Origin of the sequence: Chryseobacterium sp. (assembly GCF_041914225.1) — a bacterium.
GTDB lineage: Bacteria > Bacteroidota > Bacteroidia > Flavobacteriales > Weeksellaceae > Chryseobacterium.
On the sequence record NZ_JAYSDT010000047.1, the window covers coordinates 1 to 20,042 of the forward strand.

General features: G+C 37.8%; 11 protein-coding genes. 6 read left to right on the forward strand and 5 right to left on the reverse strand.

Annotated features, from left to right (window positions below):
• Positions 1-237: 237 nt before the first annotated feature.
• The 5 genes from ACE3RB_RS16540 to ACE3RB_RS16560 all read right to left on the reverse strand — a co-directional run bounded on the left by ACE3RB_RS16540 (position 238) and on the right by ACE3RB_RS16560 (position 8,775).
• The gene (locus tag ACE3RB_RS16540; protein WP_374465217.1) at positions 238-2,064 is read right to left on the reverse strand and encodes an alkaline phosphatase; all 1,827 of its coding nucleotides are present in this window, start codon (positions 2,062-2,064) and stop codon (positions 238-240) included.
• A 120-nt stretch (positions 2,065-2,184) separates the two neighbouring features.
• Positions 2,185-3,693, reverse strand: coding sequence for a RagB/SusD family nutrient uptake outer membrane protein (locus ACE3RB_RS16545; RefSeq protein ID WP_374465218.1), 1,509 nt, complete (start codon positions 3,691-3,693; stop codon positions 2,185-2,187).
• Between the two features lie 26 nt (positions 3,694-3,719).
• The gene (locus tag ACE3RB_RS16550) at positions 3,720-6,608 is read right to left on the reverse strand and encodes a SusC/RagA family TonB-linked outer membrane protein (RefSeq protein WP_374465219.1); all 2,889 of its coding nucleotides are present in this window, start codon (positions 6,606-6,608) and stop codon (positions 3,720-3,722) included.
• A gap of 265 nt (positions 6,609-6,873) precedes the next feature.
• On the reverse strand, positions 6,874-7,440 hold the full coding sequence (locus tag ACE3RB_RS16555) for a DUF6705 family protein (RefSeq protein ID WP_374465220.1): 567 nt from the start codon (positions 7,438-7,440) through the stop codon (positions 6,874-6,876).
• Between the two features lie 18 nt (positions 7,441-7,458).
• On the reverse strand, positions 7,459-8,775 hold the full coding sequence (locus tag ACE3RB_RS16560; protein ID WP_374465221.1) for a hypothetical protein: 1,317 nt from the start codon (positions 8,773-8,775) through the stop codon (positions 7,459-7,461).
• 233 nt (positions 8,776-9,008) lie between these two features.
• On the opposite strand from ACE3RB_RS16560, the gene ACE3RB_RS16565 reads away from it, so the two are divergent.
• The 6 genes from ACE3RB_RS16565 to ACE3RB_RS16590 all read left to right on the forward strand — a co-directional run bounded on the left by ACE3RB_RS16565 (position 9,009) and on the right by ACE3RB_RS16590 (position 19,985).
• Complete coding sequence (locus ACE3RB_RS16565) at positions 9,009-9,797, forward strand: SDR family oxidoreductase (RefSeq protein ID WP_374465222.1); 789 nt, start codon at positions 9,009-9,011, stop codon at positions 9,795-9,797.
• A gap of 150 nt (positions 9,798-9,947) precedes the next feature.
• Entirely contained in the window at positions 9,948-11,552 is a 1,605-nt protein-coding gene (locus ACE3RB_RS16570) for a hypothetical protein (RefSeq protein ID WP_374465223.1), read from the forward strand.
• 558 nt (positions 11,553-12,110) lie between these two features.
• Entirely contained in the window at positions 12,111-15,269 is a 3,159-nt protein-coding gene (locus tag ACE3RB_RS16575; protein WP_374465224.1) for a SusC/RagA family TonB-linked outer membrane protein, read from the forward strand.
• A gap of 20 nt (positions 15,270-15,289) precedes the next feature.
• Complete coding sequence (locus ACE3RB_RS16580) at positions 15,290-16,822, forward strand: SusD/RagB family nutrient-binding outer membrane lipoprotein (protein WP_374465225.1); 1,533 nt, start codon at positions 15,290-15,292, stop codon at positions 16,820-16,822.
• Between the two features lie 65 nt (positions 16,823-16,887).
• Entirely contained in the window at positions 16,888-19,233 is a 2,346-nt protein-coding gene (locus ACE3RB_RS16585) for a phosphocholine-specific phospholipase C (RefSeq protein ID WP_374465226.1), read from the forward strand.
• 173 nt (positions 19,234-19,406) lie between these two features.
• Entirely contained in the window at positions 19,407-19,985 is a 579-nt protein-coding gene (locus ACE3RB_RS16590) for a hypothetical protein (protein WP_374465227.1), read from the forward strand.
• Positions 19,986-20,042 lie beyond the last annotated feature (57 nt).

The following is a 20,042-nucleotide window of genomic DNA, read 5'->3' on the forward strand; positions in this document are numbered from 1 at the left end:
TTGGTCGTGTTATATGAAAACACCTGAACAAATGCACAAACAGAAGAGTGTAAAAATAAGAACCTATAAAAACAAATATAGTTGTAGGGCCAGCCCTACAACTATATCATAAATATTAGTATTTTTATCTTATTAATCTGTAACGATTATTTAGGACTAGTCATTAAAATTGAGAGAAAAAAGACTGCTTCAGCTTGAAACAGTCTCTCTTTGTAAAGTAAAAACTATATATCAAAGCTACTTTTGAATTCCGTAGGCTGACAGTATTTTGTTGAAGATCTCTGTATTTTCAAACAGCCCTGTAAATTGCTTTGAATTTGGTCCATAAGCAAAAACACTTGATGGAATGGAAGTATGGTCATTTGTACTGAAATTCCCGAATACCCAGCCATCTTTGAGACTTCCGTCCAAAAGGGTTAAACCGCCTGTTTCATGGTCGCCAACCACAATAACTAAGGTTTCTTTATTTTCGTCAGCAAATTTCATAGCCTTTCCTACCACCTGATCGAAGTCCAGTAATTCTGTGACCAGCTGCTCTATATTGTTGCTGTGGCCTCCGCCATCTGTCTGCGAAGCTTCAATCATCATAAAAAAACCTTTTTTATTGTTTTTTAAATCATTTAAAGTAAGATCAAATGCATCAGCAAGCCAGTTTCCCCTTCCATTGGTAATCCTTTGTGAAGCCAGAGGATCAATCACCAGAGTGCGGTTGTTTATTTTAGTTACCGATTTAAGATCGTGGTAAAGGTCAATTTTCGCTTCTTTGAATTTCTGCAGATTTTCCTGGGATAATCCGCTTGTAGGCCCACCGATCAGAATTTTTGTTTTTGAGTCTGCAAAATCTTTCAGAATAGGTTCTGAGCTGTTTCTGTTATCTGAATGACCATAGAAGTCTGCAGGAGTAGCATCTGTAACATCTCCTGTAGAAATCAGTCCGGAAACCAGTCCTTTTTCAGCAATAATATCAGGGATTTGTGCCAGTGCTTTTCCCATATTATCAACACCGACAAAAGTATTCTTGGTTTTAACACCTGTAGCAAATGCTGTAGAACCCGGTGCTGAATCTGTAATATAAGCATTGGATGAATTGGTTTTGGAAAGTCCTGTGGATTTCATATTGAAAACATTCAGCTTTCCTTTATTCGCAGTAAAAGCAGCATAATATTGTGGTAAAGAAGTTCCGTCAGGTATAAGAAGGATCACATTCTTTACCTTTTTCTCCACTCCGTCTGTTTTATAGGTAGGCGTATAAGTGCTGTACTCTTTTGTATTCTTATAAAAGTTTTTCGGAATAGTGTTCATGAATTTTTTAAGATCAGGAATATGATCGGTATTGATATAATCCACTCCTAAATCCATCAGATTTACCCATGCATTCGGAAAGTCCGGAGCTCCGTAAAAACGAACCGGTTTCTTCTGAGCATGAGCTTTATCAACCGCACTTTTAATTTTTGCAGTTTCCTCATCCCTTGGAATTCCTTTCCCGTTCCATTTTACCAATCCGGGAAGGTCTGCACTGAACATTCCGATTCTTTTCAGCTGATCAGCAGAATAGTTTTTATCAAGATCTCCGTCAAAATAAAGGTAGTTCGGATAGCTTTTAAAATCTTCCGGCTGAGGACGTCCTCCGGTAATCACAATTTTAATTCCTGAATTTCCGGTGATCTCAGGGTACTTTTTTAAAGTATTGACCAAAGCTGCCAGCGACGTTTTATAATTCTGTTTAATATCGATCAGCAACTGAAGCTTTTTACCGGCATCAGGATAGATATTTCCTTTGTTCAGCTTAATCTGTTTTGAAATATTGTCAAGATAGAGATTCTCTAAAGTTCTGTCTGCGGAAAGCTCTTTTTCGGTATGGGCTACCCAAAGTTTTCCCTTTAGCAGAAATACATCTGCTTCTATAGAACCAAAATTGGCATAATAAGCCTGCCAAAAGGGGATCTCCTGCATATAATCATTATGCGAATGTGCATTTCCTACATTGTAATTTAAATAATTCTGTGCCTGATTTTGGGAAAAAACAGCCAGTGCCAGAACGGCTAAAATTTTTGATAATTTCATTCGTTTATCGTTATTATTTTATAGGTCAAATGGAACAACCTATCACTATACGTTTGAAAAAACTATATCATCACAGAAGGTTCTGCAATGATATAGTGGCTTATATATAAAGATTAAATTTTACCAGCCCTCATTTTGTTTAATGATCCCGTGACTGTTTACGATTTCAGCCTGTGGAACTGCCCAAACATTATGTACAGCCGGATTAAAGTTTCTTGCGGCCCAGACTACCTGCCCATTGATACCATGCAGAGGTTTGGCATAAGCTGCCTGCGCATCTCCCCAACGTACAAGGTCTCTGTGTCTGTCTGCCCATTCACCTGCCAGTTCGCAACGTCTTTCATGCTTCAGATCTGCCATTGTACATCCGTTTTTCGGAGATAAACCTGCACGCACTCTGATCATATTGATCTCCTGGTCTGCAGATTTTCCCTGCATCAGTAAAGCTTCTGCCTTAATGAGGATCACCTCAGCGTAACGCATAATCGGAACGGCAAGGTCTGTACACGGATAATCTCCGTTGGCACTCACGTGACCACTTTTCAGCTCATATTTGAAGGCATCCATATATTTATTGAACTGGTATCCGGTAAGAGAATTAGTGGAAGCATAGATTCTTTCCTTTCCATTAAAAGTAAATTTATCTCCTATTTTAAGAATGGTAGCACTTCTTCTCAAGTCACCGGCTTCGTATTCATCATACAGTTCTTTTGTCGGCTGGAAATATCCCCATCCGTTATATTCTCCCCATCCTTTGTTTTCAAGCATTACTCCTGGAAGAATACTTCCCCAGGCTGTAAACTTAGGTGTTCCCGGAACAGACCAGATGTATTCTGAACTGTAGTTATTTTCAGCTTTAAAAACATCAGCAAAATTTCCCAATAAGGCTCTGTTTCCTTTTGTCATGACTTCATTAGCCCAGAATTCTGCATTCTTCCAGTCTTTCATAAACAGGTATACTTTTGCCAACAATGCCCATGCTGCCGCTTTATGAGGTCTTCCATAGTCTTTTGCAGGAAGCTCTGCCTGGGCAGGTAATAATTCTGCAGCTCTTTTCAGGTCGTTCACAATGTAGGTATAATTCTCCATTACGTTGGCTGCCCTTGGAATCGGGTTTGGATCCGGATCTTTTGAACGGTCGATGATAGGAACTCCTGCTTTTTCGTTTCCATAAGAATAAGCAAGTTCAAAATACATCCTGCTGCTCATGAACAAAGCTTCACCAAGGTATTTGTTTTTAATGGCCTGTGAAGTCTGAATATTGTCAACATTACGGATCACACGGTTGGCTACACCTATCACATTGTATCTTTTGTTCCACTGGGTTTCAAGATCACCTGCCGCGATATAATTGCTGCTGAAGTTTTTTGCATTATCTGCTTCACTTTTTGCCCTTCCTGTGACCATATCATCACTGGCATTGATAAACCAGAACAAACCTCTTCCGTAGAATTCACCATCAAACAAAGGCTTATACATGGCATTTGCTCCGGTAATCAGATCGTTTTCCGTTTTCCAGAAGCTGGCTTCAGTAGGTGTTCCTTCCGGCTGAACATCCAGCTCTCCTGTACAGGATAAAAGCATTACGGATATTCCTGATATTAAAAATATTTTATTGAAAAGTTTCATTTTTCTTACTTTTTGTTGGTTAAAAATTATAATCCGATCTCCACTCCAAAGATGAATGAGCGTGCCTGAGGATATCTTCCGGTATCTACTCCGTAAGAATTCATTCCTACTTCAGGATCAAATCTTGTATATTTCGTTATCGTAAACAGGTTGTTAGAAGTCATATAAATTCTCACTTTGTTTACATCCAGTTTTCTATACAATTCTTTTGGTAATGAATACCCGATGGTAAGGTTCTTCAGTCTTAAGTAGGACCCGTCTTCCACATAGAAATCTGATACTTTGGAGTAATTACCACTTGGGTCACCGTGTACCAGCCTTGGAATATCGGTATTGGTGTTCTGAGGAGTCCATGCATTCAGGATATCTCTGTCCATATTATAATTCTGTCCTGTTCCGCCCGGATTCAAGGAAATAAACTTCATTCCGTTGAATATTTTATTACCGTAAACTCCCTGGAAGAATAAGTTCAGGTCAAAGTTTTTCCAGGTCATGTTATAAGAAAATCCATAAGAGAATTTAGGATACGGGCTACCAAGATTAACAAAATCGTTATTATTAAGCACACCTGTATTTCCTTCTTTCTTCAGGAATTTGATATCTCCGGGTTTTGCATTCGGCTGGATAAGGTTTCCGTTAGCATCTTTATAATTGTTGATCTCTTCCTGAGTCTGGAAAATTCCTCCGGTCTTATAACCATAGAAAGAATACAGAGGATCACCCACTTTCACACGGGTTGGTTTTAAAACCCCTCTTACGCCGTTATCATTGATAAAGATCTCATCTACATTGGCAAGCTGCTTCACCGTATTCTTTAGTTGACTCATTGTAGCTCCAATTGAGAAAGTAAAATCCCCGGAAACTACTTTGTTATAATTGATTCCCAATTCGTATCCTTTATCCTGGAATAATCCCGCATTCACATACTGATTATTGTACGTTGCCGTACTTGGTAAGCTTACGTTGAAGATCTGGTCTTTGGAATTTTTCACGAAGTAATCAAACTGTAAGGAAAGACTATTGTGAAGGAATGAAGCATCTACCCCGAAGTTGGTCTGCTCAGATTTACCCCATTTCAGATCCGGATTCGGACGTGTAGTAGCATAATAAGCGATATTCTGAGAAGGATCCTGTCCGAAAATAACATTGTTATCTCTTGTCATCAAAGGGTTTACTGCCTGAGGTGAAATTCCTCCGAGGTTACCCAAGATACCGTAGCTTCCTCTCAACTTCAGACTGGAAAGCCATGAGATATCTTTCATAAAGTTTTCTTTCGAAACTACCCAGGCACCGGAAACTGCATAATAATTAGCAAATCTGTTTTGTTTGGCCACCAGTGAAGAACCATCACGTCTTCCCAATAAACTTACAATATACTTCCCGGCATAGTCGTAGTTTACTCTCGCCAGATAAGAAACCAAAGATTGTTTGAATCTGTAACTGGAAACATCTTTATTGGTGTCTGCAGCGTTCTGAAGGTGCTGGAAAACCTCAGCTTCACTTCTGAAATCATACGATTTTGCCACAAAACCGTCATCAATCGTTTTCTGGAAAGTAAAACCTCCAAGGAAGTCAAAATTATGCTGTCCTAAAGCTATTTTATAAGTCAGCAACTGCTCTGCAAGCGCTGTAGAAGAATTGTTGGATTGGTATTCCAGATTATTGGTGTCAAAAATTTTCCCGACTTCCAAAACTCTGTACGTGAAGTTCTTTACATCTCCCAGTTTAAAAGTCTGTGAGAAGTTGGAACGGAATTTTAAATCTTTAGCCAATGTGATTTCCGCATAAGGATTGATCAAAATCTCGTGGGTAGGATTTCTGATACTGATTCTTTTAAGATAAGCAACAGGGTTGATCATGTCTCCATATCCCCCCGCAACATCAATCGGAAGTCCTGAAAATGCACCACTGGGTGTATATACCGGAACATTCGGAGGATAATACATGGCAGCAACCAGAGCTCCTGTATATCCACTTTTGGTATCGGCTGTATTACCATCAGAGTAATTGTAGTACATATTTTCTCCGATCGTCAGCCAGTCTTTTACTTTATGTTCAGAATTCACTCTGAAGTTATATCGTTTTGCCTGGGTATTCAATAAAATTCCCTCCAGGCTTCTGTGGTTCATTCCCACAAAATATCTGGATTTTTCACTTCCGCCACTAAGATTTACATTGTACTCCTGAATGGTTCCTGTTCTGAAAATTTCTTTCATCCAGTCTGTTCTGGTAATTCTTCCGTCAGGATACTGATTGGGATTAAAAGCCATCGGTAAGCTTCCCAATTTTCCGGCATTTTCATAGGCTTTGTACATGACATCCTGGAATTCTGCTGCATTCAGGGATTCTTTCAGCCTCCATGTCTGGTTTACGCCATATTTAACATCAAAGTCTACAGTAAGATTTCCCTTCTTTCCTTTTTTAGTGGTAATAAGGATAACTCCTCCGGAAGATCTGGCTCCGTAAATAGCTGCAGAAGCATCTTTAAGCACAGAAATATCCTGAATATCGTTTGGATTGATAGATGGTGTTCCGTTGAAAACCACTCCATCCACTACATACAAAGGAGTTTCTCCATTGATACCTCCCAAACCACGGATATTGACCTTAGGTGATCCGTTGGGATCTCCACCTTCGTTCACTACAGTTACTCCGGGAGCTTTACCCTGAAGAACTTCTCCTACACCAGACAATGACCTGGAAGTAAGCTTATCCAGCGAAGCCTCCGAAACAGCGCCGGAAACTTTACTTTTTTTCTGTGTTCCGTATCCAACAACAACAATCTCGTCGATGGATTTTTCTTTTAAGCTGTCTTTTTTCTGAGCGAGGAACATCGGTGAAGCTGATATTGCACCAATAAGTAATACCCTACCTGTTAAATACGTTACAGAGACAGGGATTTTAAATACATTCATGATATCCTTTTTGATTAGGTGCAAAATTAGAACAGCCTGCTCCCACCCATCATTAAGGTTTCCTTATGTTATTAAGAAATTTTGGCTTTTTTTAAACACTCCCTACCACGAAAACAAATTAAATAATTGTTTTTCAGATACATAAGTAATTAAAAGTAATAATTCTGTTGATATTCCACACATGATTGAGATTAAGTTTGTCTTAAATTTGGTTAATAGTAAGGCTTCGTTTTAATAAAAAAACCGCCTTTCAGCGGTTTATGCATTATTGTTTCGTAAAAATCAAATCTTTTGTTTCAGGAAGATAAATATTAATATCTGTTCCAGAAGGGCACTTGCTATCATCAAGAATAATATCATTAGGTCGATATTCCCATGAGATTTGTGTAGAGCTAATTTTTTTTAATTCAATACTTCCCCAGCCTACTCTACAGTTTGTTCCTCCATAATTAAACCATACAATATTTTTACTTGGGTAAGTCCCACGACTATAAATTGAATGTAAAAGTTGATTAGGTTGAAAAGTCATATTTTGTGTATCTTGAAGAATGTTTCCTACAGGGTTTTTCACAATATATCTTATAGATAAAACATCTTGATAGACATTCAATGACTTAATATATTTCATATTTTCTTTACTTATGAATAATTTAATTTCATTTCCTTGAAAGCTAGCTTTATATTCTCCTACATATGGATTTAATTCATTGTTTAAATCTTTTATATAAGAGCCTTGTGGTATTTCTTCAAAATCTGTGTTAAGTGGAAAAGTCTGTTGTGCTTTACACGAAATTGAAATAATTAATAGAATTATGTATGCTATATTTTTCATATTATTTACTTTTTTACATTAAGGACATGGTGTAGCAGTTATAGTACCATCAGTATTTTTAATTATCATTTTTACAGTTCCATCATTTTCTATTCTTTGTAAATTGACTTTTCCTTCTAATCCCATATCTTTAAGGGCTTTGAAAAAGAATTTCTCAATTGCTTCATTGTTCATATCTCCAGAAGAGGGTTTATAGATTCCATATCTAGTCTGATATCTATCCGTATATTCATCCAATTGCTCTTGTGAAAAATTTGTTATAGCATCCTGATAAGTTCCGTTAAACCTGATAACATAATGCATGCCATTAGGAGCAACCATTCCAACATAAGCATTCTTTACATTTTCGGGATTAGAAATAGGCTGTGCTCTTGCAAAACCTAATAATTGGTCTATATCCGGTGGTGACAACATAGATATTCCTGTTGGAGTATGATTATGATAGCCTCCTGCATAGCCTGTTTTATCACCGAAATTTACACTGTGTTCCCCACCACTTATAGTCTCAGAAGGTGTTCCGTCTACTTTAAATTTCACTCCTTTTTCACCTCCTAAAGTTGATTGCGTTTTAAGTTCACTGATTTTTGTTTGAACATTAGGATTCGTTAAAATACTTTTCGTTTTTTTACAAGGATCCTGCGTCGTACTGGTTCCGGTTCCGCCCCCATGCATAATTGGTCCTCCGCTCATATCTCCTGTATAAGGAGGTGTATAAGTTCCTCCACCACCAGTATTGGGAAGAGGATCGTTGATCGGTGGATTTGTTCCTGGAGGAGTAATCACAATTTCCGGTATTTCTTTTACAGGAGGATCCGGCTCACCTCTGCTTACAGCTTTTTTAGAATAATAATTTTGAAATTCTCCAATCATTCTTTGAGTGGAAGCAGAAGTATCATGTACCAAATAGAAATCTACCCAGCTTCTGTCTTCTTTCAGCTTTCCGTACCATAAAGAGGTTACTTTTCCATCTTTCAGTATCGGATAGAAAATGTATTTCTTGTCCTCACCAAAGGTTTGTGAAGCCACATTATAATCTATTTCTCCAAAATCGTTAGCCAGCTTATCATAAAAATCTGGATGTTTAACCAAAAACTGGTAAATAATTTCACTGAAAGGTTGTGCATAGCTTAGTGGAAGAGCATCTCCACTTTTAGAAGAATGAGTTTTCTTATTCAGGATATCCTGGGAACGTAGATTTTCAAACCTTTCAAAAGCTGCTATTTTCTCATTTTGTTTTCTTTGTTCAGAATTAGTTACTTCATCTGTCCTACAGGCGTAGAAGAGGAATATGAATCCCAATGCTGAAGCAAACAGCTTCAAGTTTTTTTTCATCATAGACATTTGTTTTTATTGGAGTCAAATATAATATTTTTTCCAAAACCAATGAATTATTTTTAATTTTGGATTAGCTTTAGAAAATCCTTCCAATTTTCAGACTTTATCCATATCAAGTTCATTTTTCTTTTTTTACATTTGCTGAAAATAGATTTTACTTTTGACCACAGACCATTAAAAACGTCTCACTGATATCAGAAGTAAATAAAAACATTAAAAATCAAACGAATTCAATGACCATCATTATTACAGGAACCTCATCAGGAATCGGGTTTGCATTGGCAGAATATTTTGGCAAAAAAGGACATAAAGTATATGGCCTGAGCCGGAAGCATACAGAAAGTAAATACTTCAAATCCATACCTACAGATGTAACAGATAATACCGCTGTTCAGAATGCCGTTACTGAAGTTTTAAAAACAGAAAGCAAAATTGATGTTCTGATCAATAATGCCGGAATGGGAATGGTTGGCGCTGTGGAAGATTCTACGAAAGAGGATATTTTAAAATTGTTCAGCCTGAATCTCGCCGGACCTGTACAGATGATGAGTGCTGTTCTTCCGAATATGCGTGACCACAAGTTTGGAAAAATCATTAATGTTTCCAGTATCGGAAGTGAAATGGGTCTTCCTTTCCGTGGATTTTATTCGGCGTCAAAATCAGCATTGGATAAAGTAACCGAAGCAATGAGATATGAAGTATATCCATGGAATATCGACGTTTGCTCTCTGCATCTTGGAGATATAAAAACCAATATAGCAGACAACCGAGTGATTGCACAGGTTTCCCAACCTTACAAAAATGTTTTTGACAAAGTATATGCTCTGATGAATTCTCATGTGAATGACGGAACTGATCCTTTGGAAGTTGCGGAATACATTGAAAAACTTTTAGCAAAAGATAAATGGAAAGCTCATTATTATTTTGGTAAATTCGGGCAGAAAATTGGGGTTCCTTTGAAATGGATTCTTCCGCAGGGAACTTATGAGAATTTGATGAAAAAATATAATAAACTGGATTAGTTTCAGTTGTATAGAAAGCTATTTGATAATAAAATTTTAAACCATTAAGAAGAATTAAGTTGTAAAGAATCATTAAGATAAGCTTCGCCTTAAGTTTTATCTTAACTACGCTTAATTTCATCACTACCTATGGTGTAGATATATTTGGGATTGAAACTGTTTCTGAAAATATTTTTTGTACTGTTCTGCGTTTTTACACAAGCGCAGAAGAAGCAGTATTGGCTGATTGATACAGAAACCAAGGTCAGAAAAAAAGTAAAGGACTCTACCTCTGCAGTAAAATTCCTGGATTCATTAGCTCAGAATAATTATTTCTTTACCAAACTGAAAGACGTAAAAGTAAAGGGGGACAGCACTGAAATTTTCTATGATAAAGGAAAGAACTTTAATGAAACTTATGTAAATCTTACGGATTCTCTTGTTCAGAAACTGAAAATTCAGAAAGATTTTTTCACTAAAAATTTAGACTCTACCAAGAAGAGTATCAACAAGACGTATATTGATGAGGGCTATTCTTTCAGCAGGATCAAATCTAAATATAAAGGTCAGAAAAACGGCTATCCGATCGTAGAACTTGACATCAATAAAAATGATAAAAGAACGATCGACGGATTTGTAGTAAAAGGATATGAAAAAGTTCCCAAACGATTTATTAAAAACCTTGAAAAGGAATTTAAAGGCAAAAATTATGATGACAAAAACCTTTTAGCCATCAATAAAACCTTCCAGAGCCATCCTTTTTTAACGCTGGAACGGCAGCCGCAAACTCTGTTCACAAAAGATTCCACCAGCATTTTCCTTTTTCTGGAAAAGAAAAAGACCAATACTTTTGATGGGGTAATCGGTTTCGGGAATGACAAAACCTCCAAGTTTACCTTAAACGGAACGATGAATGTGAATTTCAGGAATATGTTCAATGGTTTTGAAACCGTCAATTTATACTGGCAGAGGAACCCGGATAAGGGACAGACTTTTGATCTCCAGGTGGATATTCCGTACCTGTTCAAATCCAATGTCGGAATGAATGCAAAAGTGAATATCTACAGGCAGGATTCTACATTTGCCAATGTGAAGTTCCTTCCTGCTTTCTATTATCATATCAATAACCGAAACAAAATAGGTTTAAGAGGAACTTTGGAAAGCTCTACCATTATTGACTCCTTATATGTTCAGGGGAAAGACTATAATAAAAAAGGGATTGGAGTATGGTTTGAAATGACAGAGCCTACTGATATTGATCTTTTCCTTTATAAAACAAGGATCAATGCAGGATATGATTTTTTGACAACCACTTATTCTAAAGATAACATCAAAGCTAATCAAAACCAGTTTTATTTCTTTGGGGAACACAATTATCATATTTCCGGAAACTATTTCCTGAATATTAAAGGGGAAGGAGCCATGATGGATTCTAAAATAGAATTCTCCACCAATGAATTATACCGTTTCGGAGGCTGGAATTCCATGCGTGGATTCAATGAAAACTCGCTCGCCGCCGACTTTTACTACTACGGAAGTCTGGAATACCGGTATCTTATCGGTAATCAGGCCTTCTTCGATGTCTTCGGACAATATGGACAGCTCAATAATAAATCTTTGAATGTAAGACCTAAACTTTACAGTGTTGGGCTTGGTTTCAATTTCTTTATTCCTATCGGCCTGATGAGCTTCCAGCTGTCTAATGGTAATGAATTTGGAAATCCTTTCAAATTTAATGACACAAAAATCCACTGGGGAATTCTGAGCAGGTTTTAGAAATAGAAAGGAAGAGGGAAGCTGGAGGCTGGAAGTTATCAAAGTCACAGTTTTATTATATTGTTATTTTTAAAGGTTTTTCTTCAAAAATTTATTACTGAGGGTTTCAATAAGTTGGTAACAGCACAATAACTTCCAGCTTCCCTCTCCCAGCGCTGTCTAATGGTAATGAATTGGAAAGTCCTTTTAAGTTTAATGACACAAAAATCCACTGGGGAATTCTGAGCAGGTTTTAAAAAAGAAAGGAAGAGGGAAGCTGGAGGCTGGAAGTTATCGAAGTCGCAGTTTTATTATCCTGTTATTTTTATAGAAAGATTTTCTTCAAAAATTTACCACTGGGGATTTCAAGAACTTGACAATACCTCAATAACTTCCAGCTTCCCTCTCCTAGCCTCCTGCTTAAATTAATATAATAAAGCAAAATCCCTTATACAAAGGGCATTTTCAATTTTACCTTTCTATTAATTCTTCCTGTTAAAAAATATTAAATCGTATTTTTATTTTAATACATCATTAAAATACAGGTAACAGTGCTCTGCTAAATTTGTCTTCAAAAAAATGAAGAAAACTCTAGCCACTTTTGCCGTTTTTTTACTTCCTCTTTATTTTTCTGCCCAGGAAATCAATATTATTGGAAATGTAAAATCAGAAAACGGTTCCAGTGTTTCCGGTGTGAATATCACTGATAAAAATACAGGAAAGACCGCAACTACTGATGAAAACGGTAATTTCACCATTTCTGCAAACCCCAAAGATGTTCTTGAATTTTTCGCTCCTGACTTTTCTGTGTATACCGTTGAGGTTTCTTCCAAAAAACAGTATTCTGTTGTTTTAAAAAAGTCAAACGAAAAGCAGATTGAAGGAGTGGTTATTACCGCTTTGGGTATTGCCAAGAAAAAAGAAAAAATTGGTTATGCGACCCAGGAAGTGGGAACAAAACAGTTTGAAACCATAACCACACCAAGTATCGGGAATTTATTCTCCGGACAGGTTGCGGGACTGAATGTTTCCAATCCAACAGGAATGCAGCAGGCTCCACAGTTTACGCTGAGAGGAAATTCCAATCTTGTTTTTGTAATTGACGGTGTTATTGTGGAAAAAGAGGTCTTCCAGAATTTAGATCCCAACAATATTGAAAATATTAACGTTTTGAAAGGTGCTACAGCTTCTGCCTTATATGGGTCAAGAGGTCGCTACGGAGCCATTTTGATCACCACAAAAAATGCGAAGAAGAAAGGATTCTCTGTTGAATTCTCCCAAAATACGATGATCACAGGAGGGTTTACCAATCTCCCGAAAACCCAGACCGAATATGGTAACGGCTCTCATGGGAAATATGAATTCTGGGACGGAGCTGATGGTGGAGTTAATGACGGAGATATGATCTGGGGGCCAAAGTTTGTTCCCGGGCTGCAGATTGCCCAGTGGAACAGCCCGATCAGAGACAAAGTAACAGGCCAGGTAGTTCCGTGGTACGGAGCTGTGACTGGAACTCAGTATGATGATAAATCGAGATATGAAAGAGTTCCTATCGACTGGAAATACCACGATAACTTAAGTACATTCCTAAAACCTGCGGTTATCAACAATAATAACTTTGCCATCAGCTATAGAAATAACAAGGACGTATACAGGTTCTCCGGGAATTTCATGAATTATGATGACAGGGTTCCGAATTCCTATCTTCAGAAATACGGAATCAACTTCTCTTCTGAAAATCATCTTGGAGATAAATTGATTTTCGATACAAAATTCAACTTCAACCAGGCCTTCACTCCTAACATTCCCAACTACGATTACAACCCAAGCGGACATATGTACACCATCCTGATCTGGATGGGAGGTGATGTAGACGGCAAAGCGCTTAAAAATCATATGTGGATCCCAGGAAAAGAAGGAAGGGCGCAAGCCAACTGGAACTACGCATGGTACAATAATCCATGGTTCGGAGCTGAGTATTATAAAAATCAGAACAGAACGAATATCATCAATGCACAGACAGGTTTAGAGTATAAAGCTACGCAGGATCTTTCGGTAAAAGGAAAAATATCCATTGTGGAAAACCACAGCAAAACGGAAATATTGAGCCCCTACTCCTATTTCAATTACAGTGCACCGAGAAGTGGCGGCTACATTCTGAAAGATAATAAAACATGGAACCTTAACTACGATGTCCTGGCAACTTACAAGAAAAAAATATCTGATAACTTTGATTTCACCATCAATGCCGGAGGTTCTGCTTTCTATTATAAAAACAACAACAATGAAAGATCTACGGATGGATTGAAAATTCCTGAAGTATACACCTTTGAAAATTCTATCGGAGCGCTGAAAAATTATACCTACCTGAAGGAAAAGCTGATTTACAGTGCTTATTCTACGATTGATATCGGATTGTACAACGCTTTCTTCATCAATATTTCAGGACGTAATGACTGGTCTTCTACTCTTCCTAAAGCCAACAGGTCTTACTTCTACCCTTCTGCATCCGTAAGTGCTGTTATTTCAAACCTGGTAAAAATGCCGGAGTCCATCAATATGCTGAAGCTTTCCGCTTCATGGGCTAAAGTAGCATATGACTTCCAGCCTTATGCGATCAGGAATTATTATCTGAATAACCAGGGAATCACATTCAATGGAAATCCTACATATTATTATCCAACAACCCTGAACGTAGAAAATTCTCTGAAGCCGGAACAGACAAAATCATATGAATTAGGGCTAAGCGCAGGCTTTCTGAATAACAGAATTACTTTGGATGCAACGTATTTCAGAACATTGGATTATAATAATATTCTCCAGTTCCCGGCAGCTGAATCATCAGGCTTCACTTCACAATATGTAAACGGAAATGAATACACTACAAAAGGTTTTGAAATTACCCTTGGTATGGTTCCGGTAAAAACAGCTGATTTTAGCTGGAAAACCTTAATCAACTGGAGTACTTATGAACAAAAGCTGACTTCCATTTATGATAATATGCCCAACTACCAAAATATTAAGTTAGGGGAAAGAATGGACAGCTATTATGACTATACATGGCAAAAATCTCCGGACGGAAAAGTCATTCTTGATGCCAATACAGGAATGCCAACAAGAGCTAATGCCCCAACGAACTTAGGACATTTCAATCCGGACTGGACTTTCGGTTTCAATAACACCTTTAAATACAAGAAGTTTACTTTAAATATAGGAATCGACGGCAGCATCGGCGGGGTAATGAGATCGCAGGTTGTTGAGAAGATGTGGTGGGGAGGAAAGCATCCTAACTCTGTAGCATACAGAGATCTTGAGTATGCAAATCCGGGAACGTATTATTTTGTACCGGATGGGGTAAATTACAATCCTGGGACAGGCCTTTATACTCCGCATACAAAAGCAATCAGCTTCCAGGACTGGGCACAGAATTATCCATACCAGGCAAGAGTAACACAGGATGAAAGTGAAGAATTTGCCAACGTTTTCGACAGGACTTTCGTTAAGCTCAGATCTGTAGTTCTGGAATATGATTTTTCATCCTTACTAAACCCGAAAGGAATGGTAAAAGGTTTCACAGCCAATATTTCTGCTTACAATCTGGCGATGTGGAAAAAATCCAAGAACCTTTACTCCGATCCGGATTTCCAGATCAGGTCAGGCAGAAGCGGAGATATTGCTAATGATATTCAGGACCCATCCAGCAGATGGTTCGGAATCGGTTTTAATCTTAAGTTTTAACTAAAAAGTATATCAAGACAATGAAAAATACTATAAAGAATATAAAAGGACAAAAAGGTAAAACGGCAAAATGGCTGATGAGGTCTATAGTTGCTGCAGGACTTCTGACATTGGCTTCATGCGAATCCAACCTTGACACCATCAACGAAAATCCTAATGACCAGGCCAGCATTGATCCTAAATTTCTTCTAACCTTTGTTGAAAAATATACATTCCAGGTCAACGGAGACAATATGTATGCTTCAAGAATGATGATTGGTACTGATGGTGAAAATTCATACCAGTATATGAAATGGAACGATGCTTCTTTTGAAGTCTACACCAAAGGACTTCTGAATACAGGGAAAATGATGCAGGAAGCAGAGAAAAGAGGAAATAAAAATTATCTGGCCATCGGAAAATTCTTGAGAGCCTATCATTTTTTCAACATCAGCTTAAAAGTGGGAAGTGCCCCCTATTCTGAAGCAGCCAAAGGTGAATCCGGGTTCACACAGCCTAAATATGATATACAGGAAGCGATCATGGCCGGAATTTTATCAGAGTTGAAAGAAGCTAATGATCTTATTAATACCAGCGACAAAATTGAAGGGGATATTGTATACAACGGAGATGCCTTAAAGTGGAAAAAACTGATCAACTCCTTCCGTCTGAAAATTCTGATCACTTTATCTAAAAAAACAACGGTAGGAAGCTATAATATCGCTTCAGAATTTGCTTCCATTGCAGGAAGCCAGTCTCTTATGACCTCCATTACGGATAACGGTGAGCTTAAGTTTGCTGATGCCGCAGACAGCAGGTACACGATGTTTAATAACAGCGGATACGGCTCCAGTTTGTATATGGCAGATTATTTCATCAATATGTTCAAAGACAGACATGACCCGCGTTTGTTTACTTTTGCAGCACAGACTACGGGAGCAAAAGAAGCCGGAAAAGCAATCACAGATTATACAGCTTATAACGGTGGAAATCCTACTTCGCCATATTCTGACAATGCGGCTCTGATCACTGCTAAAAATATTTCCAAAGTAAACGACCGTTTCTATAAAGATCCTACCAATGAACCTGCTTCTGTATTAAGCTATTCAGAACTTGAGTTTATTCTGGCTGAAGCTGCGGCAAGAGGCTGGATTTCCGGATCTGCAAAAACACATTACGATAATGCGATCAAAGCCAGTTTCAGTTTTTATCAGAAGTATGTAAAAAATCCGGGACAATATTTCTCAGGCTTTGATGTGAATCAGTACCTTACAACGCCTTTAGTAGTTTATAATGACGCCGATCCTTTACAGACACAGCTGGAAAAGATCATGACTCAAAAATACATGACTATGTTCCATCAGGCACAATGGACTTCTTATTATGATTATTTAAGAACAGGCTATCCGAATTATCCGTTAAAGTCCGGAGTTGCTGCACCATTCAGGTTCAGATACCCGCAATCTGAATACAATTATAACAGCAATAACCTAAAAGCTGCTTTAAATGAGGAAATGATAATATCAACTCCAAACCATGGTGGTTACAATAAAAATCTGATTATTTTTATATAAAAACAAAGAAACCGCAGGAAAATCCTATTAACTTGCGGTTTCTTTCTTATTTATTACGATTGAACATGAACAGAAGAGAATTTTTAGAGAAATTAAGTCTTTTATTAGCAGGTTTAGGAACGTCAGGTGTACTGCATCCTTCCATTTTAAAAGCTTTAGCCATTGACCCGGCTGCCCAGTCTACATTTTATGATGCAGAACATATCGTAATCCTGATGCAGGAGAACCGTTCTTTTGACCATGCTTTTGGTGCTCTTAAAGGAGTAAGGGGCTTTTTAGATAAAAGAGCTTTTGTAAAGCAGGATGGACATTCTGTTTTCTTTCAAAAGAATGACGAAGGGAAATATGCATCTCCCGCCCGCCTGGATTTAAGAAATACAAAATCTACCTGGATGAGCTCTCTGCCTCATTCATGGGCAGATCAGCAAAAAGCGCTTAACAAAGGAAAATTTGACCAGTGGCTTCAGGCCAAAGCTTCAGGCAATAAAGATTATAAAAATATTCCGCTGACATTAGGCTATTACAACCGTGAAGACCTTCCGTTTTATTATCAGCTGGCTGATGCATTTACCATATTCGACCAGTATTTTTGTTCTTCCCTTACCGGAACTACTCCGAACAGGCTGTTCCTTTGGTCGGGCACATTGAGAGAACAACAAAACGGAAAAGTGAAGGCCAATGTTGTCAATGAAAATATTGATTACGATAAAGCGAGGCAGGCCAAATGGAAAACCTTCCCGGAGATTCTGGAACAGCAGAATGTTTCGTGGAGAATTTACCAGAATGAAATCAGTCTTCCAAAAGGAATGTCCGGGGAACAGGAAGCCTGGCTGAGTAATTTTACCGATAATCCTATTGAATGGTTTTCAAAATTCAATGTTAAGTTTTCGAAAGGATATTATGAAAACATTCCCAATATTATAACCTATCTGAAAAAGGAAATTGAAAAAAATCCTGATCAGAAAAAACGGCTGGAAGCTATGCTGGCTGAAGTTCAGGAAGATCAGGTAAAATACCATCCTGATAATTATTCAAAACTTTCAGAAGAAGAGAAAAACCTTCACGAAAAAGCTTTCACCACCAATGTAAATGATCCTGATTACTGGAAACTGGAAATCGGAAAGGATGAAAACGGAGAAAGACTGGTTGTTCCTGAAGGTGATGTATTATTTCAGTTCCGTAAAGATGTGGAAGAGAAAAAACTTCCCCTGGTTTCCTGGCTGGTAGCTCCCGAACACTTTTCTGACCATCCGGGATCACCGTGGTATGGAGCATGGTATATTTCCGAGGTTTTGAATATTCTTACCAAAGATCCTGAAACCTGGAAAAAAACAATATTTATCATCAATTATGATGAAAACGATGGTTACTTTGATCATGTGCTGCCTTTCGCCCCTCCGATGAATCCAAGCCAGCCCGTTGATATGAATGGAAAAGAAGGCGTGGAATATGTAGACAAGTCCCAGGAATATATGTCTGATCCTTCTTTAAAGAATTATGAAAAAATTGAAGGAACCATAGGATTAGGCTACAGGGTTCCCATGATCATTGCTTCCCCATGGACAAAAGGTGGTTTTGTTAATTCCGAAGTATCAGACCACACTTCAGTATTACAGTTCCTGGAGAAATTCATCATGAAAAAATTCAATAAGAATGTTCATGTTGAGAATATCAGTGACTGGAGAAGGGCGGTATGCGGAGATCTTACCTCCGCGTTTAATTCTTCCAGTGTAAAAGCTCCGCAGATGGACTATCTGAATCAGAAAGATTATGCTAAAACCATCAATGCTGCCAAAAATAAACCGGTACCCAACCTGAAATGGTATTCTGAAAATGAACTGAATGAAAATTTACTTGACATTCAGGAAAGAGGTTTGAAACCATCCAATCCTTTACCTTATCATTTCCATGTCAATCTGGAAGGGGAACAGATCAAAATGTCCAATTTAAAAGAGAATGGAGTTCCGCTTTTGGTGTATGACAGGACTCAATTCAACAATAACAGTTATCATTTTTCATATGCCTTATATTCCAGACAGACACTATCCCATGCTGTACATTCCGGAGCTTATGATTATGAAGTTTTTGGCCCCAATGGCTTTTTCAGGAAATTCAAAGGAGATAATATTCCGGAAGCAGAGGTTATTTTGACGAACATAACTTCAAAAACTCAGGTTGAACTGACCATCAGAACTCATCAAAAGAAAAATATTTCCATAACCTTAGAAGATCTGTACAGAAAAACGAAGAAATCCATTTCTGTGCAAAAAACGGAAGAAAAAATCATTATCGATCTTGATAAATATAAAGGCTGGTATGATCTGAAAGTCAAATTAAACGATCACCTGTGGCATTTTGCCGGAAGAATAGAAACCGGAAAAGTTTCTGTTTCTGATCCTCACTGGGCTTAAAATAGGCTTATAATAGTAAAAAAAACCTGTGCAATTTTGCACAGGTTTTTTTGAATTATTTCACATCTATAATGCATTACATATGATAAATAAATACTCATATAAAAAATGCGATATATTTTTTTCACCGTATACTGAATTTTCTTATCTTCACTTAACTAATTAACAGTGTCATGAAAAAATTAAATTTAACTATTGCAGCGTCTTTATTTGCGCTTGCTCTATCAGGGAATCTGAGCGCACAGGATACCAATACAGATACCCATACCGTCACAGTTTCTATTCCTGAAGTGGCCCTGGTAGATATTGAGCCTGCTGCCACAAAAAACATTACTCTTGGCTTTACAGCACCTACAGAAGCAGGAAACCCCATTATTCCTGCTGCGGCCAACACTACTTTATGGCTTAATTATTCTTCCATAAAATCTGTTGCAGATCCTACCCGTAACGTAAGTGTAAAAATGAACGCTATTATTCCGGGAGTTGATATCCACGTAACTGCTGCTGCAGCTACCGGAGCAGGTGCAGGAACATTAGGAACATCTGCAGGTCTTCTGACCTTAAGTGCGGCTGACCAGACTATCATTTCCGGAATTGGAAGTGCTTATACAGGGAATGGTGCCAACAACGGACACAATCTTACTTATGCACTTGCTGCAGGAAGCGGCCCCGGAGGAGTAGCAGCCTACGCAGATTTACAGGCAACAGCCACAGTTGTAGCTACCGTTACCTATACAATATCAGACAATTAGAATTTAAACAAAGATTCTATTTTTCATTCAAAAACAAGGAGAAGTTGTTATCAGTTT